This window comes from Granulicella arctica, assembly GCF_025685605.1.
GTDB lineage: Bacteria > Acidobacteriota > Terriglobia > Terriglobales > Acidobacteriaceae > Edaphobacter > Edaphobacter arcticus.
The window spans coordinates 4,160,555-4,186,374 of the sequence record NZ_JAGTUT010000001.1; the positions used below are offsets into that span (position 1 = coordinate 4,160,555).

30 protein-coding genes and 1 pseudogene are annotated in these 25,820 nt (G+C 54.5%); 20 read left to right on the forward strand and 11 right to left on the reverse strand.

Annotated elements, in window-relative coordinates; translation table 11 throughout:
- From OHL20_RS17645 to OHL20_RS17655, 3 genes are all read right to left on the reverse strand, one after another.
- Complete coding sequence (locus OHL20_RS17645) at nucleotides 1-393, reverse strand: nuclear transport factor 2 family protein (protein WP_263384487.1); 393 nt, start codon at nucleotides 391-393, stop codon at nucleotides 1-3.
- A 50-nt stretch (nucleotides 394-443) separates the two neighbouring features.
- Complete coding sequence (locus OHL20_RS17650; RefSeq protein ID WP_263384488.1) at nucleotides 444-875, reverse strand: hypothetical protein; 432 nt, start codon at nucleotides 873-875, stop codon at nucleotides 444-446.
- A 361-nt stretch (nucleotides 876-1,236) separates the two neighbouring features.
- Nucleotides 1,237-2,055: an alpha/beta fold hydrolase gene (locus OHL20_RS17655; RefSeq protein ID WP_263384489.1), complete on the reverse strand. Its 819-nt coding sequence runs from the start codon at nucleotides 2,053-2,055 to the stop codon at nucleotides 1,237-1,239.
- Between the two features lie 595 nt (nucleotides 2,056-2,650).
- Between OHL20_RS17655 and OHL20_RS17660 the strand changes: the two genes are divergently transcribed.
- From OHL20_RS17660 to OHL20_RS17695, 8 genes are all read left to right on the forward strand, one after another.
- Nucleotides 2,651-3,526, forward strand: coding sequence for an alpha/beta hydrolase (locus OHL20_RS17660; protein WP_263384490.1), 876 nt, complete (start codon nucleotides 2,651-2,653; stop codon nucleotides 3,524-3,526).
- A gap of 181 nt (nucleotides 3,527-3,707) precedes the next feature.
- Nucleotides 3,708-3,863 (forward strand): NAD(P)-binding protein, encoded by a 156-nt coding sequence (locus OHL20_RS17665; protein WP_263385073.1) that lies wholly within the window; start codon nucleotides 3,708-3,710, stop codon nucleotides 3,861-3,863.
- Nucleotides 3,836-5,116, forward strand: coding sequence for an FAD-dependent oxidoreductase (locus OHL20_RS17670; protein ID WP_263384491.1), 1,281 nt, complete (start codon nucleotides 3,836-3,838; stop codon nucleotides 5,114-5,116). Before OHL20_RS17665 ends, OHL20_RS17670 begins: the two co-directional genes overlap by 28 nt.
- A 52-nt stretch (nucleotides 5,117-5,168) precedes the next feature.
- Nucleotides 5,169-5,705: a DinB family protein gene (locus OHL20_RS17675; RefSeq protein ID WP_263384492.1), complete on the forward strand. Its 537-nt coding sequence runs from the start codon at nucleotides 5,169-5,171 to the stop codon at nucleotides 5,703-5,705.
- 93 nt (nucleotides 5,706-5,798) lie between these two features.
- Nucleotides 5,799-7,442 carry an FAD-dependent oxidoreductase gene (locus OHL20_RS17680; protein ID WP_263384493.1) on the forward strand — a complete coding sequence of 548 codons (1,644 nt, stop codon included), beginning with the start codon at nucleotides 5,799-5,801 and terminating at the stop codon, nucleotides 7,440-7,442.
- A 110-nt stretch (nucleotides 7,443-7,552) separates the two neighbouring features.
- On the forward strand, nucleotides 7,553-8,095 hold the full coding sequence (locus tag OHL20_RS17685) for a carbonic anhydrase (RefSeq protein WP_263384494.1): 543 nt from the start codon (nucleotides 7,553-7,555) through the stop codon (nucleotides 8,093-8,095).
- A 102-nt stretch (nucleotides 8,096-8,197) separates the two neighbouring features.
- Entirely contained in the window at nucleotides 8,198-9,109 is a 912-nt protein-coding gene (locus OHL20_RS17690; RefSeq protein ID WP_263384495.1) for an NmrA family NAD(P)-binding protein, read from the forward strand.
- Nucleotides 9,110-9,251: 142 nt separating this feature from the next.
- On the forward strand, nucleotides 9,252-9,557 hold the full coding sequence (locus tag OHL20_RS17695; protein ID WP_263384496.1) for a TetR/AcrR family transcriptional regulator: 306 nt from the start codon (nucleotides 9,252-9,254) through the stop codon (nucleotides 9,555-9,557).
- 38 nt (nucleotides 9,558-9,595) lie between these two features.
- Here OHL20_RS17695 and OHL20_RS17700 read toward each other — a convergent pair whose 3' ends face one another.
- The gene (locus OHL20_RS17700; protein WP_263384497.1) at nucleotides 9,596-10,060 is read right to left on the reverse strand and encodes a winged helix-turn-helix transcriptional regulator; all 465 of its coding nucleotides are present in this window, start codon (nucleotides 10,058-10,060) and stop codon (nucleotides 9,596-9,598) included.
- Nucleotides 10,061-10,169: 109 nt separating this feature from the next.
- Here OHL20_RS17700 and OHL20_RS17705 point away from each other — a divergent pair, with 109 nt between their 5' ends.
- The 4 genes from OHL20_RS17705 to OHL20_RS17720 all read left to right on the forward strand — a co-directional run bounded on the left by OHL20_RS17705 (nucleotide 10,170) and on the right by OHL20_RS17720 (nucleotide 12,261).
- A complete protein-coding gene (locus OHL20_RS17705) occupies nucleotides 10,170-10,454 on the forward strand; it encodes a hypothetical protein (protein ID WP_263384498.1) in 285 nt (94 codons plus the stop codon).
- Nucleotides 10,451-10,642: a DoxX family protein gene (locus tag OHL20_RS17710; protein WP_263384499.1), complete on the forward strand. Its 192-nt coding sequence runs from the start codon at nucleotides 10,451-10,453 to the stop codon at nucleotides 10,640-10,642. Before OHL20_RS17705 ends, OHL20_RS17710 begins: the two co-directional genes overlap by 4 nt.
- Nucleotides 10,643-10,722: 80 nt before the next feature.
- A complete protein-coding gene (locus OHL20_RS17715; protein WP_263384500.1) occupies nucleotides 10,723-11,340 on the forward strand; it encodes an FMN-dependent NADH-azoreductase in 618 nt (205 codons plus the stop codon).
- 36 nt (nucleotides 11,341-11,376) lie between these two features.
- Nucleotides 11,377-12,261 carry a VOC family protein gene (locus OHL20_RS17720; protein ID WP_263384501.1) on the forward strand — a complete coding sequence of 295 codons (885 nt, stop codon included), beginning with the start codon at nucleotides 11,377-11,379 and terminating at the stop codon, nucleotides 12,259-12,261.
- A gap of 438 nt (nucleotides 12,262-12,699) precedes the next feature.
- Here the strand turns inward: OHL20_RS17720 and OHL20_RS17725 are convergent, their stop codons facing one another.
- Both OHL20_RS17725 and OHL20_RS17730 read right to left on the reverse strand, forming a co-directional pair.
- Nucleotides 12,700-13,023, reverse strand: coding sequence for a YciI family protein (locus tag OHL20_RS17725; protein ID WP_263384502.1), 324 nt, complete (start codon nucleotides 13,021-13,023; stop codon nucleotides 12,700-12,702).
- Between the two features lie 137 nt (nucleotides 13,024-13,160).
- The gene (locus tag OHL20_RS17730; RefSeq protein WP_263384503.1) at nucleotides 13,161-13,619 is read right to left on the reverse strand and encodes a hypothetical protein; all 459 of its coding nucleotides are present in this window, start codon (nucleotides 13,617-13,619) and stop codon (nucleotides 13,161-13,163) included.
- A gap of 170 nt (nucleotides 13,620-13,789) precedes the next feature.
- On the opposite strand from OHL20_RS17730, the gene OHL20_RS17735 reads away from it, so the two are divergent.
- From OHL20_RS17735 to OHL20_RS17755, 6 genes are all read left to right on the forward strand, one after another.
- Complete coding sequence (locus OHL20_RS17735; protein WP_263384504.1) at nucleotides 13,790-14,947, forward strand: carboxypeptidase-like regulatory domain-containing protein; 1,158 nt, start codon at nucleotides 13,790-13,792, stop codon at nucleotides 14,945-14,947.
- Between the two features lie 226 nt (nucleotides 14,948-15,173).
- Complete coding sequence (locus OHL20_RS25270) at nucleotides 15,174-15,722, forward strand: sterol desaturase family protein (protein ID WP_396272371.1); 549 nt, start codon at nucleotides 15,174-15,176, stop codon at nucleotides 15,720-15,722.
- Between the two features lie 118 nt (nucleotides 15,723-15,840).
- Nucleotides 15,841-17,298 carry an ATP-binding protein gene (locus OHL20_RS17740; protein ID WP_263384505.1) on the forward strand — a complete coding sequence of 486 codons (1,458 nt, stop codon included), beginning with the start codon at nucleotides 15,841-15,843 and terminating at the stop codon, nucleotides 17,296-17,298.
- A gap of 158 nt (nucleotides 17,299-17,456) precedes the next feature.
- Complete coding sequence (locus tag OHL20_RS17745; RefSeq protein ID WP_263384506.1) at nucleotides 17,457-18,551, forward strand: YncE family protein; 1,095 nt, start codon at nucleotides 17,457-17,459, stop codon at nucleotides 18,549-18,551.
- A 27-nt stretch (nucleotides 18,552-18,578) separates the two neighbouring features.
- Nucleotides 18,579-19,343 (forward strand): response regulator transcription factor, encoded by a 765-nt coding sequence (locus OHL20_RS17750; protein ID WP_263384507.1) that lies wholly within the window; start codon nucleotides 18,579-18,581, stop codon nucleotides 19,341-19,343.
- A gap of 128 nt (nucleotides 19,344-19,471) precedes the next feature.
- Nucleotides 19,472-19,849 carry a c-type cytochrome domain-containing protein gene (locus OHL20_RS17755; protein WP_263385039.1) on the forward strand — a complete coding sequence of 126 codons (378 nt, stop codon included), beginning with the start codon at nucleotides 19,472-19,474 and terminating at the stop codon, nucleotides 19,847-19,849.
- A 397-nt stretch (nucleotides 19,850-20,246) separates the two neighbouring features.
- Here the strand turns inward: OHL20_RS17755 and OHL20_RS17760 are convergent.
- Nucleotides 20,247-20,666, reverse strand: a pseudogene (locus OHL20_RS17760) (SDR family NAD(P)-dependent oxidoreductase); the annotation flags it as partial.
- 88 nt (nucleotides 20,667-20,754) lie between these two features.
- The gene (locus OHL20_RS17765; protein ID WP_263384508.1) at nucleotides 20,755-21,432 is read right to left on the reverse strand and encodes a type 1 glutamine amidotransferase domain-containing protein; all 678 of its coding nucleotides are present in this window, start codon (nucleotides 21,430-21,432) and stop codon (nucleotides 20,755-20,757) included.
- A 127-nt stretch (nucleotides 21,433-21,559) separates the two neighbouring features.
- Here OHL20_RS17765 and OHL20_RS17770 point away from each other — a divergent pair, with 127 nt between their 5' ends.
- Nucleotides 21,560-22,480 (forward strand): AraC family transcriptional regulator, encoded by a 921-nt coding sequence (locus OHL20_RS17770; RefSeq protein WP_263384509.1) that lies wholly within the window; start codon nucleotides 21,560-21,562, stop codon nucleotides 22,478-22,480.
- A 115-nt stretch (nucleotides 22,481-22,595) separates the two neighbouring features.
- Here the strand turns inward: OHL20_RS17770 and OHL20_RS17775 are convergent, their stop codons facing one another.
- From OHL20_RS17775 to OHL20_RS17785, 3 genes are all read right to left on the reverse strand, one after another.
- Nucleotides 22,596-23,006: an HU family DNA-binding protein gene (locus tag OHL20_RS17775; protein ID WP_263384510.1), complete on the reverse strand. Its 411-nt coding sequence runs from the start codon at nucleotides 23,004-23,006 to the stop codon at nucleotides 22,596-22,598.
- Between the two features lie 10 nt (nucleotides 23,007-23,016).
- Nucleotides 23,017-23,268 carry a hypothetical protein gene (locus OHL20_RS17780; RefSeq protein ID WP_263384511.1) on the reverse strand — a complete coding sequence of 84 codons (252 nt, stop codon included), beginning with the start codon at nucleotides 23,266-23,268 and terminating at the stop codon, nucleotides 23,017-23,019.
- A gap of 466 nt (nucleotides 23,269-23,734) precedes the next feature.
- Complete coding sequence (locus OHL20_RS17785; RefSeq protein WP_396272375.1) at nucleotides 23,735-24,367, reverse strand: reverse transcriptase domain-containing protein; 633 nt, start codon at nucleotides 24,365-24,367, stop codon at nucleotides 23,735-23,737.
- Nucleotides 24,368-24,780: 413 nt separating this feature from the next.
- On the opposite strand from OHL20_RS17785, the gene OHL20_RS17790 reads away from it, so the two are divergent.
- Complete coding sequence (locus OHL20_RS17790) at nucleotides 24,781-25,314, forward strand: IS6 family transposase (RefSeq protein WP_263385040.1); 534 nt, start codon at nucleotides 24,781-24,783, stop codon at nucleotides 25,312-25,314.
- Nucleotides 25,315-25,820: the final 506 nt, after the last annotated feature.

Sequence of the window (25,820 nt, forward strand, 5' to 3'; positions counted from 1 at the left end):
TTATTCTGGTGGAAGAAACATGGCATTGCCACTCACTGTGTTCTCGGCTGGTACCTCTTCCTGCATGACATCCCAATGTTCGACAAGCTTTCCGTCGACGATTCGGAAGATATCGACAGCAATCAGAGGTTTGGCTGCCCAACCGGTGTACCGACCGTGAATTGCGACGAACTCGCCTTCAGCAATGACCATGCCCATTTCGTATCTGAATTCGGCCGGCAGAGCACGAATCAGGTCAGGAATGGCTTTGCTGCCATTCGGAATGGCAGGGTTGTGTTGCTTATAGCCGACATCGAAGAGCTCTTCAGGCACATTGGTGTCCCGTTTGATAAAGACACCTGTGATCACTTTAATAGCAATGGCCTTATTCTTAGCGGTATTCTCGTTACTCATCAGGTCTCGATTCCTCCAGCACAAGGCAAGATTTTCCAGTCACTTCAGATTCATGGTCGAGCGTAGTTCATCGTCCAGATCGCTTTGTCGCCCGCGTGATACTCATTGCCTTCCCATGGACTCCCGCAGACGTGGAGGTAAGAGTAGGGCGTTCCTGCAAACATCACCCAGGCTCCCTTATCCCGGACCGTAGTGGGAAGTCCATTCGCCTGAGCATCGAAAGGCCAGGTAATCATCCAGTGGGGCCCAATGGGTATAGCGGGGCCAGTCTTGTCCGTTGCATCTGTATTGCTCCGCTGGGTCGCGCCACACAGCATGTAGATCATGCCGGGAGCGGGATTGCCCGGCTTCGGCTTGCCCTGCATAGCATCCATCATCCACTGCATGCCGAGCGGATTCATGCACATCGGCGGCGAACCGATTCGGTTCTCATCCCCGGGAACGCACACCCATTCGTTTGATCCTTGAACCAGAACCTTCATGACCCCTCCTGGTCCAAGTTCGGCCACGGTCGCATTCTTCGTCACTTGCTCCGGCCCTGAGAGCCGCGCTCTGGTGACCCTCGGATCTTCTGCTTGGTCCTGCATATTAGTACCCCTTTCCGTCTTGTTAGGGGTGTGTTCCAACGCCGCAACGCGTCCGACTGAAGCGGCTGAACTTTCACCAGAATTGGTCGCCAACGAAGCCGCAGTGGCAATCGTTCCGGCGATGAATGTTCTACGAGTCGTCATGTGAAAAGCCTACCCAAACCGGCAAAGTTTCCTGTTTGCTACGGTCGATGACGTGGCACGAGGGGAGGCATTGGTGGCTCTTCCTCGCGCCGCCTGGAGATGGTCAGAGAAGTCAGGCCTTGATGAAGGCGAGTACATCAGCGTTAACCTGATCGGCGAAGGTGGTGCAAAGCCCATGCGGCTGACCAGGGTAAATCTTCAGCGTGGAGTTCTTGACCAGCTTGGCGGTGAGAGGCGACGAAATCTGCAAAGGGACAATTTGATCGTCGTCGCCCTGCAGAATCAATGTTGGGATTGTGATCTTCTTAAGATCCTCCCGAAAATCCGTCTCGGAAAATGCCTTGATTGAGTCCAGTTCGCCTTTCACAGAACCCAACATTCCCTGAAGCCAGAAGGAATTCCTGATGCCTTCCGAAACCTTCGCGTCCGGTCGGTTATAACCATAGAACGGAACGGAAAGACCACGGAAGAACTCGGCCCGATTGTTCACAACGCCTTGTCGCAGCCCGTCAAAGACCGACATGGGAGCTCCGGGATGATCGGGAGTTTCGAGCATAAACGGCGTCACAGCTGAGATGAGGACTGCTTTCGATATGCGCTTGCTTCCGTGCCGGCCAAGGTACCGGGCAACTTCGCCCCCGCCGGTCGAATGGCCGACCAGAACAGCGTCCTTCAAATTCAATTTCTCGATCAGCTCCGAAAGATCGTCGGCATAAGTATCCATATCATTCCCGTTCCAGGACTGACCGGAACGGCCGTGGCCCCGACGATCGTGAGCGACGACCCGATACCCTTGCTCGCCGAAGAAGAGCATCTGCGCATCCCAGGCATCTGCTGTTAGCCGCCAACCATGTGAGAAGACAATGGGCTGACCGGTGCCCCAGTCTTTGTAGTAGATGGATGTTCCGTCTTTGACTTTGAGCATGTCCAATGAATCCTCTCCGGAGTGTGGCCTCGAAGGAGAGTCCCCCGTGCCGTGTTGTGAAGCGAAAGACTTAAGCGGAAGCGCCAATGATGTAGCCATCGCAGCGCCGCCGATCAGAATAGTTCTGCGTGAAAACTGGCTTTGAACATCAACTTGTTGAACGCGATCTTCACCCTCTTCTCGCAAAGTTTTCTCAAGGTTTGACATGTCGTTCTCCTGGGATTCGGCGCGTTAGACATTGATGTCGACGATCAGTAGCCTTGATGATTGAGCATGGCGCGTTGCGGAAAGCTTTGAGGTGTTTCACCCCAGATGACCGCTTCTAACTGATCTCCAACCTACCGGAAGAGCAAGCAATCCTCTTTCTGATTGCAACTGTATTTTGACGAATACAGCTTCGATGTTTCGGCGAGATCCCCGCTCTCAACCGACCGCGCGAGTGCGGCTGGAGAAGTGTGGATTAGTCCTTTCTTTCGACAAAACCCAGCCGCTTTGGCAAAGAGAGATCATGCGATTCGGCTCTATGGTCACTACAGATGGCTGTGGCCGTCATCAGCCGGGACCAGCCTCGCCAAAACCAAAAAGCAGTCAGGAGATTCTTATGAGTGTAAAAAGCCAAGAAACAATCCAGGATGCAGATAACCTGAAAATATTCTTTCGGTCCTGGCGCCCTGAAACGAAAGCCCGCGCCACCATAGTCATCGTGCCTGGATTCAACGCCCATAGCGGTTACTACGAAGACGTAGCCGAGCACCTCGTTGCCGACGGCCTCTCCGTGTACGCCGTGGATCTTCGTGGCAGAGGTAACTCTGAAGGCGAACGCTTCTTTGTTGAATCGTTCGATGACTACGTGAGTGACGTTGAGGCCGTCATGGAGATCGTGAAAACCCGTGAACCGGCCTTTCCGATGTTCATGCTCGGTCATAGCGCCGGAGGTGTCGTCGCGTGCCTTTACACCCTCGATCACCCAGCGGATCTTACGGGACTGATCTGCGAGAGCTTTGCCCATGAACTACCCGCTCCCGAGTTCGTCCTGTCAGTCTTCAAGGGACTGAGTCATCTCGCCCCTCACGCACACATCCTTCATCTTCCGAATGAGCGATTCTCAAGGGATCCTGTTGCTGTAGCGGCGATGAACAACGATCCGCTGATCGAGAACGAGACTCAGCCTACACAGACCATGGCCGCGATGGTTCGGGCGGACGAACGCCTTAAGCAGGACTTTCCCCAGATCACATTGCCTGTTCTTATTCTCCACGGAACAGAAGATAAGAACACACGGCCAAGTGGTAGCCAGCACTTTTACGACAATGCTGGCTCTTCTGACAAGACCCTCAAGTTCTACGACGGCGGATTCCACGACCTTCTCAACGATGTGGATAAGGATGTGGTTCTGGCCGACATCATCGCCTGGATCAATGGTCATCTGGTTGCGACGGCACACATTCCCGAAGAGCTCCCCGCACTTGCGCATTGATGTGTTGTGACCAACGTTATGCGCCCCTTTCCTCTGCCGCGCTGCGTTTTCGCCGCGTGGCAGTTTTATCCTTGTCCCCTGGGTCAGAGCGATGAAGCCCTAGGATCGATGCTTCTGCCCGCACAGGCAGGAGATCCCGTTGCTCATCAGCTCCTCTCTGCGATGAAGCGCGACGAGATCAATGGAAAGGAAGTTTGTTATGAATGTGGAGAACTACGAAAACGTCGTCATCGGCAGCGGCGAGGGTGGCAAGTACCTCGCTTGGCATTTGTCACAGTCTGGACAACAAGTCGCTGTAATCGAGCGGCGTTGGATCGGGGATCCTGCCCGAATGTAAACTGCCTCCCGAGTAAGAACGAGATTTGGAGTGCCAAGGTCGCGTACCTCTCGCAGCACGCAAGCACCTTTGGTGTGGCTCCCACCAAACCCCCATCTGACATGGAGGCGGTCCAAGAGCGCAAGCGAAGAATGGTGCAGGGCCTAATCGCTACAAATTTGGAACACTACAAGAGTAGTAGCACTGAGCTTGTGATGGGTGAGGCAAAGTTTGTTGGTCCGAAGACGCTTGAAGTACAACTAAACGACGGTGGGACTCGAACACTGAAAGCAGAGCGGATCTTCCTCAACCTGGGAACCCACGCCTCAATTCCCCCGGTCCCGGGCCTCGCAGAGGCTCGGCCCTTAACGAATATTGAGCTTCTTCAACTCGATCGTATCCCCGAGCACCTTATCGTCTTGGGGGGAGGATATGTCGGGCTCGAGTTCGCTCAGGCGTTTCGTCGTTTCGGAAGCCGAGTAACGATCCTGCACCGAGGGTCGCAGTTGTTGACGAACCAGGATGCAGATATCGCTGGCTCTCTACTTGAAACGTTACTCAAAGAGGAAATCGAAGTGATTGCCGTCTCCGAGACTCTGAGGGTGGCGGGGACATCGGGTTCTAGCGTCACTTTGCTCGTAAGAACTGATGCTGGCGAAACCGCGCTTGCAGGAAGCGATATCCTCGTCGCGACCGGCCGAGCCCCGAACACCACCTCAGTAGGTCTAGAGATCGCTGGTGTTCAACTCACTGACCAGGGGTATGTAAAGGTGGATGATCGTCTCCAGACGACCGCTGCGGGTATATGGGCAATCGGGGAATGCGCAGGGAGTCCGCAGTTTACCCATATTTCCTACGATGATTTCCGTGTGATTCGTGACAATCTCGCCGGCATTGATCGGACGACAGCCGGCCGCCTGGTACCCTCCTGTCTCTTCACCGATCCACCGGTCTCGCAGATTGGTTTGACAGAGCAGGAAGCTCGCCGTCGTGGAATACCTGTACGAGTAACCAAGTTACCCATGGCTGCTGTGCTAAGGACGCGAACCCTCGATGAGAGCCACGGGTTCATGAAGGCACTGCTTGAGGTGGGAGGGGACTGCATCCTGGGCTTCTCCATGATTGGACCGGAGGCGGGCGAGGTCATGGCCATCGTGCAAGTAGCAATGCTGGCCGGTCTTCCTTATACAACCTTGCGTGACGCCACATTTACACATCCGACGATGGCCGAAGGCCTCGTCTTTCTCTTTTCACAAGTGGAGCCACGACGTTGACGGTTAGTTAGAGCCCCTCACAAGGGGCTGCGGAGATGGGAGAGGAAGTGCTATGGCAACACACGGATTCGGTGCGCAACTTAGTAATCGAGAGTTTTTCATCAAACGTTGGCAGCAAGAACACTCTGCCTTTGTCAATGTGATCGCGGCACTGCCGATCGATCTTTTGGACTTCCGGCCACATCCTCTTTCGCGTTCAGCGGCACAGCTAGTTGCGCTGCTCATCTCAGCCCAGCGGAGCTGTATTCAACTCTGCGACAACAAAAAGAGCTCATACACTGGGATGCACTGGCAAGAACCAACCACCTTGGATGATCGTCTTCACACTGTGGCAACCTACGAACGCGACCATATCGAATTGAGAGGTCAGCTTGGCGCCTTGGACGATGACAGTTGGAATCATCAAGCCTGGTTGATCCATGGTAAGGACGAAATCCTACTAAGGGATACTTTGGGTGGGCTTCTGTGGATTGCTCTCTTCGATACGGTTCATCACCGCGGCCAGTTGACTACCTACATCCGTCCCATGGGTGGGAAGGTACCGAGCATCTATGGCCCCTCCGCCGACGACCAAAGGGAATGGCACTAATTGGTCGGACGAAGGTCCATTCTTAGGGTCCGCAGCGTCGACGCGTCGGTCATAGTCGTACGCACAACGCCAATCGGAGCAGGAGACTTGCACATGTCGACCGATAACAACGAGAACCACTCAGTACTCTTTCCTCGCCTTGACGCTCAAAGCCTTCGAACGCTTGAGAGAAAAGGTACGGTGCGAAAGACCACGGTGGGTGAGGTCCTGTTCAACCGGGAAACTCTACAGCATGGGCTCTTCGTGGTGCTGAGCGGCAGTATTGATCTCGTCGGCGTTGCAAACGGGCATGAATCCATTATCAGCGTGCTCGCTCAGGGTGAGTTCACGGGCGAGTTGACTCAGCTCTCTGGTCGGAGAAGTCTTGTCTCTTGTCGAGTCTCGACAGCCGGAGAAGTTCTTGAGGTGGATCGTGCATCGTTGCGCCACATCATGCAAACGGATGCCGTCGTCGGCAATCTGCTGCTTAATGCGTTTGTGCAACGAAGAATCTATCTGATAGCGAATGCCGTGGGTGACGCAGTCTTAATCGGCTCAACCCACTCCAGTGACACCCTACGCTTGCGCTCGTTCTTGGTACGTAACGGGCACCCCTATACCTATCTGGACATTGATGAAGATCCCGATATTCAAAGCGTTCTAGATCAGTTTGGTATTGAAGTGGCCGACATTCCGGTTGTGATCTGCAGAGGAGACATGGTTCTGCGTGCTCCTAGCAATGCCGAAGCAGCCGTATGTTTCGACCTGAACGCTGGGGTGGACCAAACGGATGTGTTCGATGCGGTCATCGTTGGAGCTGGACCATCTGGATTGGCGGCTGCAGTCTATGGAGCATCCGAAGGACTCAACGTATTAGTTGTTGAGAGCAACGCTCCTGGTGGGCAAGCAGGATCGAGCTCCCGCATCGAGAATTACCTCGGATTCCCCTTCGGGATTTCGGGACAGGAGCTGGCGGACGCTGCTTACATTCAGGCAGAAAAATTCGGAGCTAGGTTATCCATTGCTCGAAGCGCCTGTACGGTGCAATGCGAGCAGCATCCTTATCGGATCAAGCTCGATGACGGAACTTTGATCCAGACCCGAACTGTTGTCGTTGCCACCGGATCTCGTTATCGTCGATTGGATATCCCTAATGTCGCTCGCTTTGATGGTAATGGAGTCTATTACGGGGCGACACAACTTGAGGCTCCTCTGTGTCAAGGCGAAGCCGTCGTAATTGTCGGAGGCGGAAATTCTGCCGGGCAAGCCGCGATCTTCCTTTCGAGTTTCGCGACTAAAGTCTATCTGCTTGTCCGTGGGCCAAATCTCAAGACCAACATGTCCAAATACCTGATCTCAAGAATTGAGGCTTCGCCAAAGATCATCCTTAAGACGCGCACGACTGTAGTGGCTCTGGAAGGTGGAGACAGGTTGGAGGGCATCCGTTGGATGGATCACTTGACAGGCGAATCGGAAGACCATGAGGTCCGGCGCCTATTCATGATGGCTGGGGCCGACCCAAACACAAGCTGGGTAAGCGGCTGCCTTTCCTTGGACACTAAGGGATTCATAAAGACGGGTACGAGCGTGCTTGCAGACTGGAGTCTCCAGCGTGCTCCCTATCCCCTAGAGACAAATGTGCCAGGAGTGTTTGCTGTAGGAGACGTAAGGGCGGAAAGCGTAAAGAGGGTAGCGTCGGCCGTGGGAGAAGGTTCCATGTGTATCCAGTTCGTTCATCGTGCACTGGCGAATCAATGATCGCAAACCAGACAGACAGAGAGCAATTTCTTTTGACAAACGCTGGCGGCTTCCGCAAAGACCTCCCCCTCGAAGAGATCCTATCGTTGGAATCAGCTTCCGGAGAAATCATGACCTTCACTGACACAATCACTCTACGAAACGCCGAGTTTGCCAAGGAACGGTATTCGTCTGATCTGAAGATTATCCCCTCAGCGAAGACCATCATCATCGGGTGCCTCGATCCCAGGGTCGATCCGGTAGACGTCTTCGGTTTGAAGTCGGGGGAGGCAGCGATTTACAGAAATCTTGGCGGCAGGATCAATCCTGCCCTCGTCGAAGCCATGGTCTTGCTTCCGATCGTGACCAGAGCCGCAGGCCAAGAGATGGGCGTAGGGTGGGACCTCATCATTCTCCACCATACCGAGTGCGGCATTATCGGTTGTTATAAACACGCGCCTGATCTGCTCGCAGTCCATCTTGGTGTTAGCAGGCCCCAACTCGATCTGATGGCGATCGGCGACCCGCGCAAAGCTGTAGCCATGGATGTTGAAGCCTATAGGAGCAATGAAGACATCCCTGGTGGATTCATGATCTCTGGGCTTGTCTACGACGTTGCAACAGGGTTGATCGAAGTCGTCGTGCCTCCAAGCCGACTCCGCTTGGGTGCGTAGGGTCAAGCCCGCGCCCATCGGATTCGACCTTAGCCCTCCTTCCAAACCCTAAATCAGCAACGCGTAAGTGATTCTGATTCCCAAGATCGCGTGAGGCGAGCCATGAATTCTGATCAGGTAAGCAAGCGTAGTACAGCATCTGACGAGGACACAAAGCTGATCCTGGTCACCGGGGCAACAGGCGACACTGGACGGCCAACGGTGAAGCTCCTCCTAGAGAGAGGTCACCGAGTAAGAGCATTGGCGCGCAAACAAGATGCGCGCTCGAGAGCACTTCAGGAGCTTGGCGCCGACGTTGTCTTTGGCGACATGTTGATGATTGGGGACATCAGGGCTGCGCTGAAGGGTGTCAGGAGTGCCTATTTCGTCTATCCTCTGGCGCACGGACAAGTTGAGGCCTCGGTAATCTTTGCCAAGGCCGCGGAAGAAGAAGGACTGGAACTCGTCGTAAACATGTCCCATAAGCAATCTCGGCCTTTCGCGAGAAGCCAAGCAACGATGGCTCATTGGCTTTCGGAGCAAGTTTTTGACTGGTCAGGAATACCCGTAACGCACCTCCGGATTACGTTCTTCGCCGAATGGATACTTTACATCTCCGCCCTTATCCGCAAGGGGCGTTATGTCGTTCCGTTCGATGGGGAAAGCCGGTTTGCTCCCATCGCGTCAAGCGATATTGCGCGGATCGTGGTCGGTCTACTTGAGAATCCAGCGAAACACGTCGGGCAGGCCCTATCCCTACACGGGCCCGTTGAATATAGCCATGTCGAGCTTGCGGCCCTTATCGCGCGGGTCCTCGAAAAAGACGTTCGATTCGAACAAGTCTCTACTCCCGAGTTCCTTGAGTTGCTTGGCATTCCGAACGACACCGCAAAGGGAGCGCACTTCGAGGCGGTGAAGATTGATCAGCAGGAGGGACTTCTCAGCGGGACCGACAGCCTAGGATCGGAGATCGCCGGCGGCCCACTCATGACGATGGAAGAGTTCGTTGCAAACCATCGTGCGCATCTGACGTGAACTGCGCAGATTCAGACGCATACCTCAGACCGCCAGCCCAGGTCGGTAAGGTTGTCATCACGTTGTGAAGGTCCATAAGGCTGAGCCATCTAACGGAACCGACACTCTGTCAGGTGCTAAGCGGGTTGCTAGTGATAAACCTATGACGGAAAAGAAGACCCGAGGCCGTCAGCGTAGCAGTGAATCGCAGGAGGCGATTCTCAAGGCGACTGCCGAACTGCTGACAGAAAAGCCTCTTCGAGATGTCACCATCGAATTTATTGCCACTAAGGCGGGCGTGGGAAAGGTGACTATCTACAGGTGGTGGCCCACCAAGGCCTATATCGCGCTGGACGCCTATCTGAGAATACTTGCCAAGCACATAACGGTGCCGGATACGGGCGACATAAAGACAGATCTCACAACATTGCTTCGCTACAGCATGAATTTAGCGGCTATGCCAGAGTAGTCTGCCCATCTTGGCTTAATACCTCTTGCTCCTCTGTCCTATGGAACATGCGTCGACCGGTTAGAGAGCGAATAATTTGCACCAGCCATCTCATCGGACCGCAATGGGTGACCGGGGTTCTTCCGTGTGCCTACCGAATGTAGGCGGTTGAGAGCGATGGTCTGCTTGTTCTTAGCTGCCCATACATGGAGAGGCATCAGCGCACCGCGTAGGGTCTGGCCCAGTTCCGTCAATTCGTAATCGACACGGGGCGGCACGGAGGGAAACAGTGTGCGTGTGACGATGCCATCGGCCTCCAGGCGTTTCAGCGTCATCGTAAGCATTCTTTGCGAGATCCCACTGACACGCCGCTGAATTTCGTTGTAGCGCAGCGAGCCTTTCGACAATGCCCCAACGGCCATAATGGTCCATTTGTCTCCGACGCTGGCAAGCACATCGGCTAGACCCTTGCAATCGGTGGGAGAGAGGGAGCCGTCAGGAACAGAAATGTTCGTTTCGCTCAAAATAGTGCCTCCTTGTGCAGCTTTCGCATACATCCCATACTAGCCCTACGAACAGATTGTTCGCGTTATACTCACGAACTTCCGGCCTGAGCGAACGAAAGGACATGATATGCAGACATTCGCCAGCACCTCCGTAGACGCTGCAATACAAGCCCAGGTCCAGAACTCTGTCGTGAAGTCACAACGGCGGAACAAAATCATCTACTGGACATTAACACTCGTCATGTTCCTGCCGGCGACCGCGGGAGCGGTCGTCGAAGCATTCACCCATGGACCGGCGAGCATCGTGAAGATCATGATTGCCCTTGGGTATCCGCTCTACCTCATGAAGCCCTTGGGGGTAGCGAAGATCTTCGGAGGAATCGCGACCTCACGGGCAAGCTGCCCAGGATGAAGGAGTGGGCTTATGCGGGTTTCTCGTTCGACTTCCTTGGTGCAACGGCGTCGCACCTCATTACGGGAGACGTGGCGTATGCGCTCTTCCCGTTCGTCTTCTTTCTGGTTCTCTTGGTGTCGTACACCTTGTGGCATAAAACGGCGGCAACTCCGCTGCCATTTGATGACCGGGAAGCTCATGCCTAACCATAGCTGCCACGTTTTCATAATTGTTGGCCCTTTTCCTCGATGAGAGGAAAACGGCGAAACACGAAAGGACAAAGAATATGCCAAAGCTTCTAGTTGTTGAGGCAAGCCCACGGGGAGAGTACTCGATCTCCCGCAATCTGACAGTGAATTTCGTAGAGCAATGGAAAGCCGCGCATCCGGGAGGCGAGATTGTGGAACGCGATCTCGCGAAGATGGATCTGCCCTACGTGAATCTGCCTTGGTTGGGCGCGAGCTTAACCCCAATCGAACAGCACAGCCCAGAGATGAAAGAAGTCCTTCAGGTGTCGAACGAGCTTGTGGCCGAATTGGTGGCCGCGGATCACATCGCCATCAGCACCCCGGTCTACAACTACAACATTCCTGCAAACCTCAAGTCTTACGTGGACCACATCGTACGCAAAGGTCTAACGCTGGGCATGAAGGGCGAGGGCCTGCTTCACAACAAGAAGTGCACGGTCCTGATGGCCTCGGGTGGCGTCTACACCGAGGGCTCGCCGATCCGCGACCGCGATATCGCAACCACGTACCTGCGTCTGATTCTCAAGGTCATTGGAATCGAAGATGTGACAGTCGTTGCCGCGGGCGGAAGCAAGGTTGTCGACCTTGGAGAGAAGTCGCGAGCTGAGTTTCTCCAGGCGTTTGAGCCAGCCGTCGTATCCGCTGCGCAGATGTAATGCACTTGTCCCTAGTCCTTTAGGAAGGAATGCTTTATGAGTAATACCGTTGAAGATCAAAGCTTGCAGCCTGTAGCGGCTGCGCTGCCTCTCCTATCGGCAGCAACGAAGCTCGGGAAGGTTGGACTGGTCGTGTCCAACCTTCAGCGCTCGCTAGAGTTTTATGCAGACATCATAGGCTTGCAAGTCCTGGCTCAAAGCGAACGCTCCGCGCAGCTTGGCATCACCGCAGAGAACCGCATTTTGCTTGAGCTGGAACAGAGAGAAGGTGTCCGTAAACTTATAGGCAAGCGGCTTGGCCTTTACCATTTTGCCCTGCTGCTTCCTTCTCGGGCGGATCTGAGCAGTTTTGCTGAACACCTTCAAACTGCAGGGGTGCGAGCCGGGATGAGCGATCACCTGGTGAGCGAGGCTTTCTATCTGGAAGATCCAGATGGCCTTCAGATCGAGGTCTATGCTGATCGTGACCCGAAAGAATGGCTCTGGGACGGCGATGAGATTGCCGTCGCGACGCAGCCTTTGGACCTTCGCAAGCTTCTGAGTCACCGCCATCAACCGTGGGCGGGAGCTCCTCTCGGCAGCACCATCGGTCACATCCACCTCTACATCGGCGACATACCCCGTGCAGATCAGCTTTATCACCATGGATTGGGTATGAACGTCCGTTCCCGTAGCTTCCCCGGAGCGTTATTCCTCGCAGCAGGCAAATATCACCATCATGTCGGTCTGAACACATGGGCAGGAAGCGTGCCCGTGGCCTCCGAGACCGATGCGCGACTGTCGATCTGGGAACTCCAGGTGCCATTGACAGACCTGATCACACTCAGCGACAGGATGCTGTCGAACGGCTGGCAGCCCTTGGAGAGTACAACCTTCGTGGACCCGTGGGGCATTGCGCTGCGGCTGGTTGCCGTCCAGTAAGATGCGCTACAAGTGGAAGAGCTTCTTTGCGTTGCCGCTTGCAATGGCTAGCTCTTGCCCGTACGCTGCTTGCCAAGCACCCGCCCCTCCACGCCTTCCGCACCTGGTGTGACCGATTTGCGAAGTTCGGGAGGATGAAGTACTTAATCGCGAACATCGTCCATGCGGCGACATCAAATCAAGATCTCCAAGATAGCTACACGCCGGTGCCGGGCGCCGTTCGCCAGTTCATTCATGCCTGTGAGGGGCCAGGCGATATCCGTACCGGAACCGCCCCCAAAGATTTCCTAGTCTTGGTAGGACTCTTATGGCGCATCCCTCCAACTTCGTCCGGTGAGGCGTGAGTCAAAAGACTTCTTGCCCTCGCGGTTCGTCGGTTGGGCTCAAACGATCAGGAACTATAAACGCATCTCACACCATCTGGTCTTTCCCTACAGGCTAGGAATAGGTTTTCGCTTGAATGGGATCACTTAGTTTTATCGGCACTTTGCCCGGTGAGACCACAACAGGGCTAAGAGCACGAAGTTTCCAACTCACACTGACGCCTGCCGCAACAAACGGATCGCCTTTGACAATCTTGTCCGCCTCTTCAATCGTCTCGACTTCGAGTATCCACAATGCTCCAGACTCGTCATCAAACGGCCCAGCGGCGCGCAGCCGGCCATTCTCAAGGAAGCCTTGTCTATATGCATGATGGGCAGGCCAAGTTGCTTCGATCTTTTCCTTGTCCTGAATGTATTCGATAATTGCTGCGATCTTCATTTTTGTTGCTCCGTTTCATGACGAGTATTTCGGCTGTGGCAGGTTGCAGGATCAAATTGATCCCAGGTTCGCGCTCATTCGAATCGAGGGCGTTCAGGCCAGCGAAGCCCCCTGAGAAGCAAGCGCAATTGGTGTCGTCAGCCCTTTGCCTGAGTCGAAGAGTTCGTGAAGCTTACACGGTGCCCCATGAACACGGTCGTGCACAGCAAATAAACGACGAGGGCTGCCGCAGAACTCTTTGATTGCGACGTGGCATGGTAGAGCGTGGTGTTGAAGTTGATCGCCGCAAGAACGGTGAGCGCCAAGGCTACAAAGCACTTTATTAATAGCAATATGCCGGCGATGGCTTGAAGGAAAGCGACCTTCACCATGTAGGGAAGGTCCAGTAAAGCTTCCATGTATTGCTTCGCCACAAGGAGAGTAGCGGAAGGGTGGTAGGCCAAATCAAGGAAAGCGTTAAGGCCTCCCCACGTCATAAGGAAGTCAACAAGATAGCGGACTATGGTGATGGCTATTCGCTCAACTGTTGACGAAGGGACAGATGTCGGATCAGATTCCACTTGACCGGGTGTCTTGAAGTTTTCAGCGGTTTCCATCTACTTAACCTAGTGCGTTAGGCATCGGTCCGCCGTCAAGGATGGTATGGATTTGTAGTCGAGCGTAGACGACTTCGCACACAGTCCCTCCGACTTATACGCCTACACTTGCTTACACGAACACACTAAGTCTGACCGCATGCCTCCCGTTCAACGACTAAGGTCGGGACATGAACGCTCTGCAGAAACTTAAGAAGATTAGCATTTCTGTCCTCGAAGACGAGCGGCGTCGGTTGGTAGTTCTCCCTTTCAGCCTTTGTCTGTTCCTTCTTGCAACTGTTCTCCCTGCAGATGCTCAACAACAGGCCGGTACACCTACGGCGGTCAGCGCCGTTCTCCCGGACGCTCCGCTGCCTGAATTTGGTTTGCAAAGCGTTCCATCTACCACGCAAACAGAGGGCCAAGGCACCATTTTAGGCGTGGTGCTTGATCTGAGTGGAGCTCGCGTTGTTGACGCTCGGGTAACGCTCACCACTGCCAATGGAGTCCAGGTGCAGACGTTGCAGTCCAAGGATGACGGCACTTTTGTGTTCAAGGCTGTTCCATCAGGCTCGTATCAGGTAGTGATTGACGCTAAAGGTTTGGAGCCGTTTACCTCTGCTCCGATAGTACTCGGAGCTGGGCAGGTCTATGAAATGCCGAGAGAACTGCTGGGCATTGCCTCGACGAGCACAACGGTTGAGGTTCGACCAACTGAGGAGATTGCTGCCGAGCAGATCAAGCAGGAGGAAAAGCAACGTATTCTCGGTTTCGCGCCAGCCTTTTACGTGAGCTATGTCAAAGATGCAGCCCCAATGACCACAAAGCAGAAGTATTCCCTTGCCGCGCACGACACTCTCGATTGGACTTCGTATATAGGCGTCAGTGTGGCCGCCGGTATTGAACAAGCAAGCAATACACACCCCGGATACGGACAGGGTGCGGCTGGATACGGCAAACGTTGGGCGGCACAGTTTGGTGACGGACGCTCCAGCGACTTTCTGAGCCATGCGGTCTTCGCTTCCATGTTTCATCAAGATCCCCGCTACTTCTACCAGGGTACGGGAACAACGAAATCGCGTTTATATCACGCCTTGAGCAGTGCCTTTGTCGCACGCAGCGACAGCGGAAAGACGATGCCGAACTATTCGTATCTTCTTGGAACAATGGCATCCGGCGCACTCTCGAACGCCTATTATCCCCATGCGGATCGTGGGGTAGGTCTCGTCTTCACAACTGCCGCCATAGGGATCGGTGGACGTGCCGCTCAAGCCGTGCTCGAAGAATTTGTGAGTAAGAGGATTACAAAGAACGCGCCCAAGTCGATTCCGGCTGGGCCAACACCATGAACGGCACGCATCACCTCCAATTTCATTCCGGCCTGCTTGCGAGTTGCTGAACGGTGATGATCCTCGACGTTGCCTGTACCCGTCTGAAGTGGCCGGAAGACGGCAAGAAGATTCCTCTAAGGAAAGCAGAGTGATGAGAGTCAGACGGAAGCGAAGCCTAATTGCAAGTATCGGGGACATTGGATCTATCACGCGGCGTGTTGCGCAGGCCGTCTCAGGGAGCCGTATGAACTACTGGGCCTCTTACGTGACTGACTTTACGTGTCCTCTTCTGTTCGCATATCTCGGAACGAGACACCATTGGAACTGGCCCTCTGTCATCTTCAGTTTCTTATCTGGCTGGACCGTATTCAGTCTGATCGAATACTCGGTTCATCGCTGGCTTCTTCATGCCGGGGAGGGGCTCCTCTTTCGCCTTCATGAGAGTCACCATCAGCACCCTGAAGAGCCTTCAGCCTTCTTCTTTCCTACGAGCATCGTGGTACTGACACTGGCCTGGCTGCTCCTCGACCGGGCTCTCCATCTCGACGGCGCATCTTTTTTTATCTGTGGTGTCGCGAGTGGCTACTGCTATTTTGGACTTCTTCATCACCTCGAACACACGACCCGCATCAATCGAATACCTTTTCGATGGCTGCAGAAACGATGGGCGGCTCATAGCGTTCATCACCGGCTGGACCATCATAATTTTGGAGTCATCACGTCTTTTTGGGACCTTGTGTTCAGGACACATCAAAGCAGTAAGAAGCGGGAACGGTCGGAAGTCGTTCCATAAGCGCGAGCACAACCGATGTTTTCGCAGGCGGGAATCTCCTAAGCCTTCGTCGATAGACATTCAGTAAAATTGGCAGACGTGAGCAGCCAAAGCTCGATTCATTGTCCTAGGAGGCGCTATGCTGGAGAGCCTCATCAATCGAAGTGCAGCAATCTTAGGACACGTTCCAAGATCGCGCCTGTTCTTCAAGATCTTCGGCTGGTTCTGGTTCACGACGATAGCGATCCATGTAGCCTTTTCCGTCGGCAGTGCGCTCACCGGTGTTCACGTCGTTCCCCAAGGCAATATGTACGCCACGGTTGCCCCGCTGCTGGCGGCCGAAGCAGTCGATACGTTTGAGACCGGGGGAGCGCCCGCGTTTGCGCAGTTCTCTGAACATAATTTCAGCCAGAATCAAGGAACGCTTTTCCTTCTGAATGGTTTCTACGCGGATGTGCTTTCGAGAACTCTTCCTCCCAACGGAGTTCGAATCGCGAAAGAGGCTCGACTGGGACAGTTGACCGTCTTCGGACCGCATCTTGCTGCCTATAGATATCTCAGCCGCTCAGGTCGACCCTATACTCTTCTGCTCGCAATGCGAGATGGGCCTGGTCAGTTTCGCGAGATATGGGGTCTTTCCGCCCTGTGGTTCGTGGCTGCAATCGGAACTGTGGTCACGATGCTTTGCTGGTGGCTGACCTACCACATTGTCTCTCCGGTACATCAGATTCAGGCTGCGGCACGGGACGTGGCCCTCGGAAACCTAAGTGCCCGAGTCGCGCCGGCAGTACATCGGCGAGGAGACGAGCTTGCTGCTTTGGCAAGGGACTTCGACGGGATGGTATCCCGGCTGGAATCCCTTATCCGGTCGCAGAAGTCTCTGCTCAATTCTGTTTCGCATGAAGTGCGGTCTCCTTTAGCTCGAATTACTCTCGCCGCCGAGGTCCTCCGTGATGGCCCTGTCTCGGAGGCGGAAAACGCTTTAGCTCACCTCGACAGGGATGTAAGCCGGTTGGATATTCTGATGGGGCAGCTGCTCACGTTATCGCGCCTCGATACGGGTCTCGGCTATGGGGAACGCGAGAGCCTCGATCTTGTACAACTCGTAGAAGAAGTTGCTGCGGACGGAGACTTTGAGGCGCGGGCGAATGGGAAACGTGTTTTGTTCCGCTCGGGCTTGACACGGCTCGACTTGCCCGCAAATGCATCTGCGCTGCGAAGTGCTGTTGAAAATGTCGTTCGCAACGGCATCCGCTTTTCGGACACTGGTGCCGAGGTCTTGGTGGATCTTCGGGTTGTAAATCAATCCATAGCCCCGTGCGTTCAGGTGCGCATCCGTGATCATGGGCCTGGCGTGCCGGACGATTACCTCGATACGATCTGCCAGCCATTTTTCCAGATCAAGAACGCTTCTATCTCACAGGTTGGCAATGGTCTTGGATTGGCCATCGCTCTTGAAGCAGTCCGGATGCACCGTGGCTCTATTCTTGCGACAAACCTGTCTCCGTCGGGCTTGGAGATGATGATCGAGATACCTCTCACTCATGCATCTCCTTCGGAGCATACCGTCGTAGGGAAATCTTTGACACTCAGCTAGAACCAGCAGAAACCTACAAATCATGACGAATCTGATCACATCCTGACGGCACTCTAGGGTGTATCGGGTGATGCTAGTGATTGTTGGCTTGCGCCTGCCTTCCTTGCTCAGTTGTGCCGGAAGAAGTAAGGAGGAGAATTACGAACTTTGGAGACCCAATGCAGAGCGAAGTTCAGATATACCATCCGACGCGTGAGCAGAAATTGATTCGGGTGCTGAAAACGGCTTTAAGGTGGGGAGGACGCATCGTGATGATGGGTTTAGCGGTTCTGGTTGTTGCAATTGCTTACCTCAGCCACGTCGGGGAGCCAAGCTCTGCCTCCTCCATGAAGTTTGAAGGATTCATCAAACTGCCGAAAGATCGCATCCTCAACATCTTCGACTACATGGCTCTTTCCGACCGAACCATCTTCGTCGGTAATATGCTGTCGGGCAGCGTCATCAAAGTGCAGCTGACCAACGATCACGGTGGGCCGCTCGCCAGTGTTTCTGAGCAGCGCGGAGCGGGGAATGCGCATGGGATCGCAGTCATTCCGCACGAAGACAAAGCATTTGTGACCCGCAGCGGCGAGAACGTTGTCGATGTGTTTCAGCCCAGCTCACTCAACCTGTTGGGACAGATTCCGGTCGCCGACGATGCGGACGCAATCATTTACGATCCTGTGAGCCGCATGATCTATGTAGCGAACGGAGCGCCTAAGCTGGCGACGATCATCGACCCGGAAAAGCTCCAACCAGTAGCGACCATTCCTCTAGGGGCTGAGCCGGAATATCCCGCCGCCGACGTGCAGCATGGCCTCATTTATCAAAACATGCATGACACGAACGAGGTCGCAGCGGTTGATTTGAAGACTGGTTCTGTCGTCGGCCGATGGTCTCTCGCGCCATGCGTCGGTCCATCCGGGCTGGCACTCGACCCCGTCCAGGGTCGTCTATACGCCGTCTGTATGGGAAGCTCGCAACTTGTGGTCTTTTCACTTGAACAACACAAAGTAATCGCCTTCCTCCCCGTGGGTGGCAAGCCGGACTCAGTCGCCCTGGATCTTGAGCTTCATCGCATGTACACCGCTGGCATAGAGGGTGTGATGACCGTGATCGAGCAGAGCGGGGAGGACTATCGCATCCTTGACAACATCGAGACCCACCCTTTTGCCCACACCCTGATTGTCGATCCCCAGACCCATCGCGTGTACCTCACCTACGCGGCACTGCTGAGCGCACCGCGGATCGCGGTGTTTTCCCCTAAGCCGTAAAGAACAGACATGGAGGACAATGGTTCTATGACACGCACGCCATTCGTGGCCTCAGACTCTGGAAGTGTTCCAGTGCAGGCACCCGCCGTCATTGAAAGGCCAAAAATCCTTTTGATCGATGACGATCAAGAGTTGTGTCAGCTCCTAAGAACACGCTTCGCCTCGGAGGGCCTCGACCTGAAAACGGTTTTTCTCGGCAAGGAAGGGCTGCGATGCGCCTTAGAAAGCTCGTTCGCCCTGATCGTGCTCGACGTGATGCTTCCCGATATGCGAGGATTTGAGGTGCTCATGGAGCTTAGAAAGCACACGCTCACGCCTATCATCATGCTGACGGCGCAGGGCGATGAAGTAGATCGTATCCTTGGGCTGGAATTAGGTGCGGATGATTACCTGCCCAAACCCTTCAGCACTCGGGAATTATTGGCGCGAATGACGGCTATTCTTCGGCGCTCGGCATGGAAAGTACCCTTCACCGCCGGGAAGCCGCCGAAGTTCCTCTCCGGGGACCTGGAGATCGATCGTGCTCTCCGCATCGTTCTCCGGAATGGGGAACAGATCAAGCTCACCTCGACTGAATTCGATCTCACGCGGAGCTTCTGTGAGGCGCCCGGCGAGGTGCTGACGCGGGAACTGCTGGTAGTGAAGATACTGGAGCGAACCTTTGTCCCGTTCGACCGGAGCATCGATTTACATATCAGCAATCTCAGACGCAAGCTCGGTCCTCGACCCGATGGCTATGAGCGGATTCAGAGCGTGCGTGGCATTGGCTATCTGTACGTCTGGCCCGCATAGCCATCCCCTAGGATCAGCAGAACGCTACAAACCTAAACAACATCTCACCGTTCTAAACAGCACAGCCATTCTCCAGACCAGAAAATAAGTCAATGAGGATTTTTTGGATGATTGTGGCGACGGCGGGAATGATTAACCTTGGCGATCCGAAAGAGCTTCAGGCCCAAAGCGAAGCGAGCAAACCAGAATTTTATCTCCAGCATGTTAGGCCGATCTTTGAGGCACATTGCGTTCGCTGTCATGGGAACTCAAACCACCGAGGAGGGCTGAGCATGGAATCTCGTCAAGATTTGCTGATGGATCGAAGGAACAAGCCGGTCGTGATCCCGGGAGATGCAGCAAACTCACTGCTTGTGCGGCTGATTCGACACGAAGGGCCGCCGAACGATCCAATGCCGATGCCCAGCAAACGAGAGCGTCTGTCCGATGCCGATATTACGATGATCGAGCGATGGGTCCAGGCGGGAGCGATCATGTCCTCCACCGTGTTGGAAAACAGACGTTAACTCTTCCTGGAAGAGGTCGCACCGAGAATGATGGACACCCAAGTCTTCCACCCAAGACGAGTCAGCACCTGCGGGCGCACCAAGCAGGGATGTAAGAAGATCCGATAGCCAAAATCAGGAGATTAGAACGGCTGGTCGCCGAGCTTTGCTACAAGAACCAGGTCCTGCGCAACTGCCTCGCGACGCTAGAACACTCGCAAACTTACATGGAGGCTGATCTACGATCAGAGCAGCTGCCCGTGAAAGTTGTCGCAGTTATCTAAAAGGCGAAATCATAGAGTGGGTACGACTCACGACAAACTCACTGCGAGCACGTGCAGCTCGAATCATTATCAGCGACCCGCTCCGTCTCGCTCCCTCGGAGCCAATGAGACTCTGGCGTCTCGGGTGTCATTTCCTAGCACTTCTGCACCTGAGCGGCACGGGTGCCGAGGCCGTCTTTGACGGTTTTGTTCCAGGATGCCTCTATGTTTTTCTTGGTTTCCTCGAGCATCGATTGAGGTTCAAGGTTGCGGTAGCTATCGGTTTCGCCTGCGACTACCTTTGTCATCGTCGCGATCATGAGGGCTGGATCGAACTGCGGTCTCGGGAATGCCAGCTCTGCATCATTGAAAAGCCTTTCAAACGGCTCGTCTTCCCAGCTTTCCCACGTCTGGAAACCGCGATCGTTGAATCCGGTTAGCAATAGCCCTGGATTGATGGTCGCCACCTCGATCCCGAACTCCTGCAGTTCCATGCTCATCGTTTCTGCGATGGCCTCAATGGCGTGCTTGGAAGCTGCGTAGATGCCAGCGAAGGGATTGACGTTTAAACCTTCCCGGGAGGAGACCCAGTTTCACCCAACATGTCCAATGACGTTCACAGGTGTCGAGCACTCTGATCCCATTTACGGAGCGACGGTCGGTTCAGGCAAGCTTCTTGAGAAGCAGCTCAGCAGCCGCAGCCGAAGACTTCGGGTTCTGGCCGGTGATTAGAAGTCCATCCACGACTACGTGTTCGGCCATGTCCTCACCTTTCGAATAGAAGCCACCCAACTTCTTGAGTTCGTCTTCGAGCAAGAACGGGACGACGTCAGTGAGTTCCATCACAGCTTCTTCTGTGTTGGCGAAGCCGGTAATGTTCCGTCCGGAGACTAGTGGCGCTCCGGACGCCGTCTTCACATGACGGAGCGCGGCAGGCGCGTGACATACAAGGGCAATAGGCTTTTCCGCTGCAAGAAAGGATTCAATGAGGATCTTCGAATGCCTGTCTTCCGCGAGGTCCCACATCGGTCCATGCCCGCCCGGGTAAAAGACCGTATCGAAATCTGACTGAGAAACGCTATCTAACCGTTCCGTGGCTGCGAACTGGTCTTTGGCTGCAGCGTCAATCTTGAAGCGGAGCGTGGCTATCGTTTGACATTTCATTTCATCGCTCCTTGGGTCGATCGGGGGCTGACCGCCCTTTGGTGAGGCGAGAACGATTTCTGCACCCGCATCCTTGAATGTGTAGTACGGAGAAGCGAACTCCTCGAGCCATAGGCCCGTCTTTTTGCCGGTATTCCCTAGTTCGTCGTGCGAGGTAAGCACCATCAGAATCTTCATTGATAATCTCCTTGAGACAAAGCCTAGATCTTAGGCGGGTCGATTGTGAATGCCTAAGGCTGCCGAAGAAATGCCTAATCCTGCCTTGTACAATTTTGTACATATGCCAAGCCGCGCAGATCAGAGCATGTCGTACCTGGCAGAGTTGACCTCACTAGTGGATCGATACACCGACACCAAACGGGAGGATAGGCTTTATGCGACTGCAATCGATGGTGTGTCGACCCTGCGCTCGGACCGGCTTACACAGTCAGCCCAATGCATGATCAAGCCTGCTTTGTGCATCACTGTGCAAGGGGAAAAGGCAGCCAAGTTCGGTTCTAATATGTACGAGTACGGGGCAGGATATGGGCTCGTTGTGACCGCTGAGATGCCCGAGCGGGGTACCGTTTGCGCTGCAAGCAAAGAAAAGCCTTACCTTGGGCTCGTGTTTGAGCTAAATCTCCAGACACTGCAGGAATTAGTCGAAGGTAGGTCCGCTGAGGCGAGAACGTACGCGAGGCGAAAAGGCACAGGACCTTTCACCCTCGAACTGAACGTTCAACTGCTCGATTGTGTCCTACGCACGGTGCGGCTGTTCGACATGCCAGATGCTATTCCCGTTCTGTACCCCGGCATCATGCGTGAGATTTGTTTCTGGCTCCTGAAGGGCCCGGGTGGAGATCAGCTTAAGCGCATCATCGTCATGGCGAACGGTCAAGACCGCAGAGTCATGCTGGCGGTCCAACACCTTCGTAGTCGCTTTCGCGAGCCCGTCCATGCTGAGGAGTTGGCCAGAGCAGCTCATATGAGTCCCACAACATTTCATAGACAGTTCAGGATGATTACGTCGATGGCTCCATTGCAATATCAGAAGCAGTTGCGCCTTTTTGAAGCGCGGCGTCTGATGATCTCGGACCACGCAACAGTCGAAAGCGCTGCCTTAGAGGTGGGCTACGCGAGCGTTTCTCAGTTCAGCCGAGAGTATGTACGTACGTTTGGCAGCCCACCGCGCCGTGAAGTCTCCGCTTGGAGAACTTCTTCGTCGACTGGGCAAGCGCACCAATAGCATGGAATCCATTTTTTATCGTAAGTCCTTTACTTTGTGATATATACGATACTAGCAAGCAGCCGGCAAGAGAAAAGCGCCAGGAGTGATCCCGGCGCTTCCGTGTTCAGGCCGGTTACTTCTTAGGTGGCACGACCGCGTCTTTGGCAGCTTTGGAAAGGCGGAACTTCACGGTCGTCTTGGCGGCGATCTTGATCGATTCGCCCGTAGCCGGATTGCGGCCCATGCGGGCTGCACGCTGCGCCTTCAAGAGCTTGCCCAGACCAGGAATTGTAAATTCTCCAACGGTCCTGGTCTGCGTGGTTGCCGTCTCGATCAGCAGGTCGAAGAAGCCGGTCACCTGCTTCGGGGACACTTCCATCTGTTCTGCCATCTGCCGGATCAGTTGCGTCCTGGTCATCTTCGCAACCGGTGAGGTTTGTGCCGCAGCTTTCTTAACCGCAGCTTTCTTAGCCGGGGCTACGAGCTTCGTTTTGGCTATCTTCTTCGCTATAGCCTTTTTTGCTGCACTCTTCTTCGTTGCCACTGGATCTCCTTTAGGCTTCGACTGCGCTTGTTTTCGGGCGACCGCGCTTCTTGGCGGCTACCTTTTTGCTGGCCGATACGGGTTCGACAGCTTTCTTCGCTGCGCGCTTTCGAACCGTCTTCTGCGCAGGCTCTTCTGTCTCAAGTTGCTCTTCGCTCTGGATGGTCGTGCGGACCTGATCGCGAAGCTGTTGGAGCCGATCGATCTCGGCCTCGATTTGCTTGATGTACTCATTGGATTGTTGGGTAAACATGGTTGCCATGCTTCAAGCATAACCAAAGTGTGTGAGTCGATAAGGAAGGGTGGAAAATCCTTCAATCCAAGGTGAACATCGTTAGCTCATGGTGTAGTAACAAAACCACATCTTGGCTTCACACAATAATGTCGCAAGAGTTTCCGAGATACGGCCAAGCGATAGATCTCGTGTAACGTTGGAAAGGGCCAATCTCAAGCAGCCCATAGTGCTTGTGCGAAGCGCCAGCTCTCTCATCGAGTGCCCTGAGAACCGGAGTTGTTGTGGGTGACTGTCAAAATCGGGGTGAGTATTGGGCTCGCCACTGCACCGTTTATCCGTTTAGCAGCATGGACTTTCATGTCCGAAACATTAGGGCTGCTGTACGCTGTTCTGTTCTGTTCTGAACCTGATATTGTCCTTGTGCCCAGCCTGTGATGCAACGGTCCATCGCACGAAGGCAGTTCTCTTCGCGATGCCTCCGCTTCTCCTAAAGCTATGCGGGAGCAGCACCATGGTTGACCGCATCGAAAAACCCGGCGATGTCGGCGTCCACGATCCAGTTCACCTTCGTACTGGTAATCCCAACCGCCAACGCGTCCAGCGCATCGTGCTGGCCGCGTCCAGGCCGGAACCCATACGAAAAGCCCAGAAAGTCTTCCTCGTAGATCGCATCGAGCACTTGCGCCACTGCCCGTTGAACGATCTTGTCTTCCAGTACGGCGATGCCCAAAGGACGCTGCCGGCCATCGGGTTTAGGTATATATCGTGGCCTAGAAGGGAGTGCTCGGTACGTGCCTTGATGCACTTGCACGTGCAATCTCCTAAGGTTGATTTGAAGGTCCTGCTTATAGCTCTGCCATGTCGTCCCGTCCACTCCGGGAGCTGCTGCCCGCTTGAGGCTGGAAAACGCTTCCGTCAGTCGATCAACCGTCACATAGTGGAGCAAAGCGGTGAACCGTTCCTTCTTCCTTTGCTGCGATGCTTCTCGTACACGGTCAAGCCCCTCGGACATGCTTTCCCGGCTCTGAGTCTGGCGCATGTGTTGCTCGCCCATGTTCCCCTTGGCCCCTTCCCTTCGCTCCACTGACTCCGCCTCCGGTTGTCCGGTCTTGTTCGCCAGCTTCATCGCTACTATGGAAGGGTCTGACTTCTCCCGCCCGTGCATCATCGGCTTCGACTCCTCGTCTTCTCGATGCGGACCGTTCTGAAATAACCGGAACGGTCAGGCTGGAGATCTCCCGGTTCCCGAACAAAGAGCGTCTCTGCATGCCAGGGTCTAAGACCACGCAGGGCCAGACAGGCACTCGCAATAACGTGCTCATCCGTATTGCCTTCCGCCACGCTAACGGCGTCGGCACCCTGAACTGATGTATCGCTTTCGCGGCTTAATGGCTGGCCTACAGTCTCCCCTGTCAACGCTTCGCCCTGCACCTCGCGGTGCACAACGCATGACTCGGGGTCAGTGTGGTTTGCTATTCCTTCACTGCACAGGACTTCCACCTGCTACTCCTTGCCGATCTCCCGGCGCACTAGCGTACGATTTTTGACGTTTGGTGTAGGGACCCCTACCAGCGCTATGGCTCGACGTCCTGGCGTGTCGATGAGACTTACATCAAGGTAGGCGGCAAGTGGAAGTACCTCTTTCGCGCTGTGGATAAACATGGCGTGCTGATCGACTTCATGCTGCTGGACAGGCGGAATACCCTTGCAGCTCATCGTTTTCTGAGCAAAGCAGCTACCACGATGCGGGACTGGCCACCGACTTCCATCACGACGGACAAGTGCCCTTCGTATCCTGAAGCCATCGCTCAACTCAAGCGAGACGAACTCTTAGCGGAAGACACAAGGCACCGAACTTTAAAGTACCTGAATAACATCATCCAAGCAGACCATGGCGCCCTCAAGCAGCTGATCAAGCCAACCCCGAGGCTTCCAGACGATGAAGACTGCTGCCGCCACCATCAAGGGCTCGAGATCATGCGGATGATTCGGCGCGGGCACTGCCTCACCTGCAAGGGAGGCGTGCAGAACGAAGTGCGCTTCGTCAACTCGCTGTTCGGTATTGCCGCATAACGCCAGAGAGCAAAGCCAACATACTTCGTCTCAGCCCGTTAATGCAACAGAGCCGTTAGGCCTGTCTACGACGATCTGCGCCGATACAGGAACGGCTACCGCGGCACAAAGCAGGGCATAATACAGGTGAACACAGCGCGTGAGAGACATACCGGCAATGTAACTGATACCACAGATGAGAAGCAATTTGCTCCGCGCTTCTTCTGTCTGCATTCGATACATTCAGCCAGGAAACCCACTATAAGACACCTACCTAGAACTATGCCAACCAATTAAAGGCAAGTTCGAGGTGAATGGTTAGCGGTTCGATGCGCGGCCACTTGCCTTGTGGATCACACAGCGCCACTCGCTCCCAATATTGAGACGGCAATCGAAAGGTCTGCCGCTCACTGAAGCGTCTACACTAACTGTTGTTGCGGCTCCACCCGGCTGCAATTTTGAGCGCGGTGATCTGTGCTCCAGCTATCAGTGCATCTCCGAACCTGGATCTGTACCCATGTTGCTCT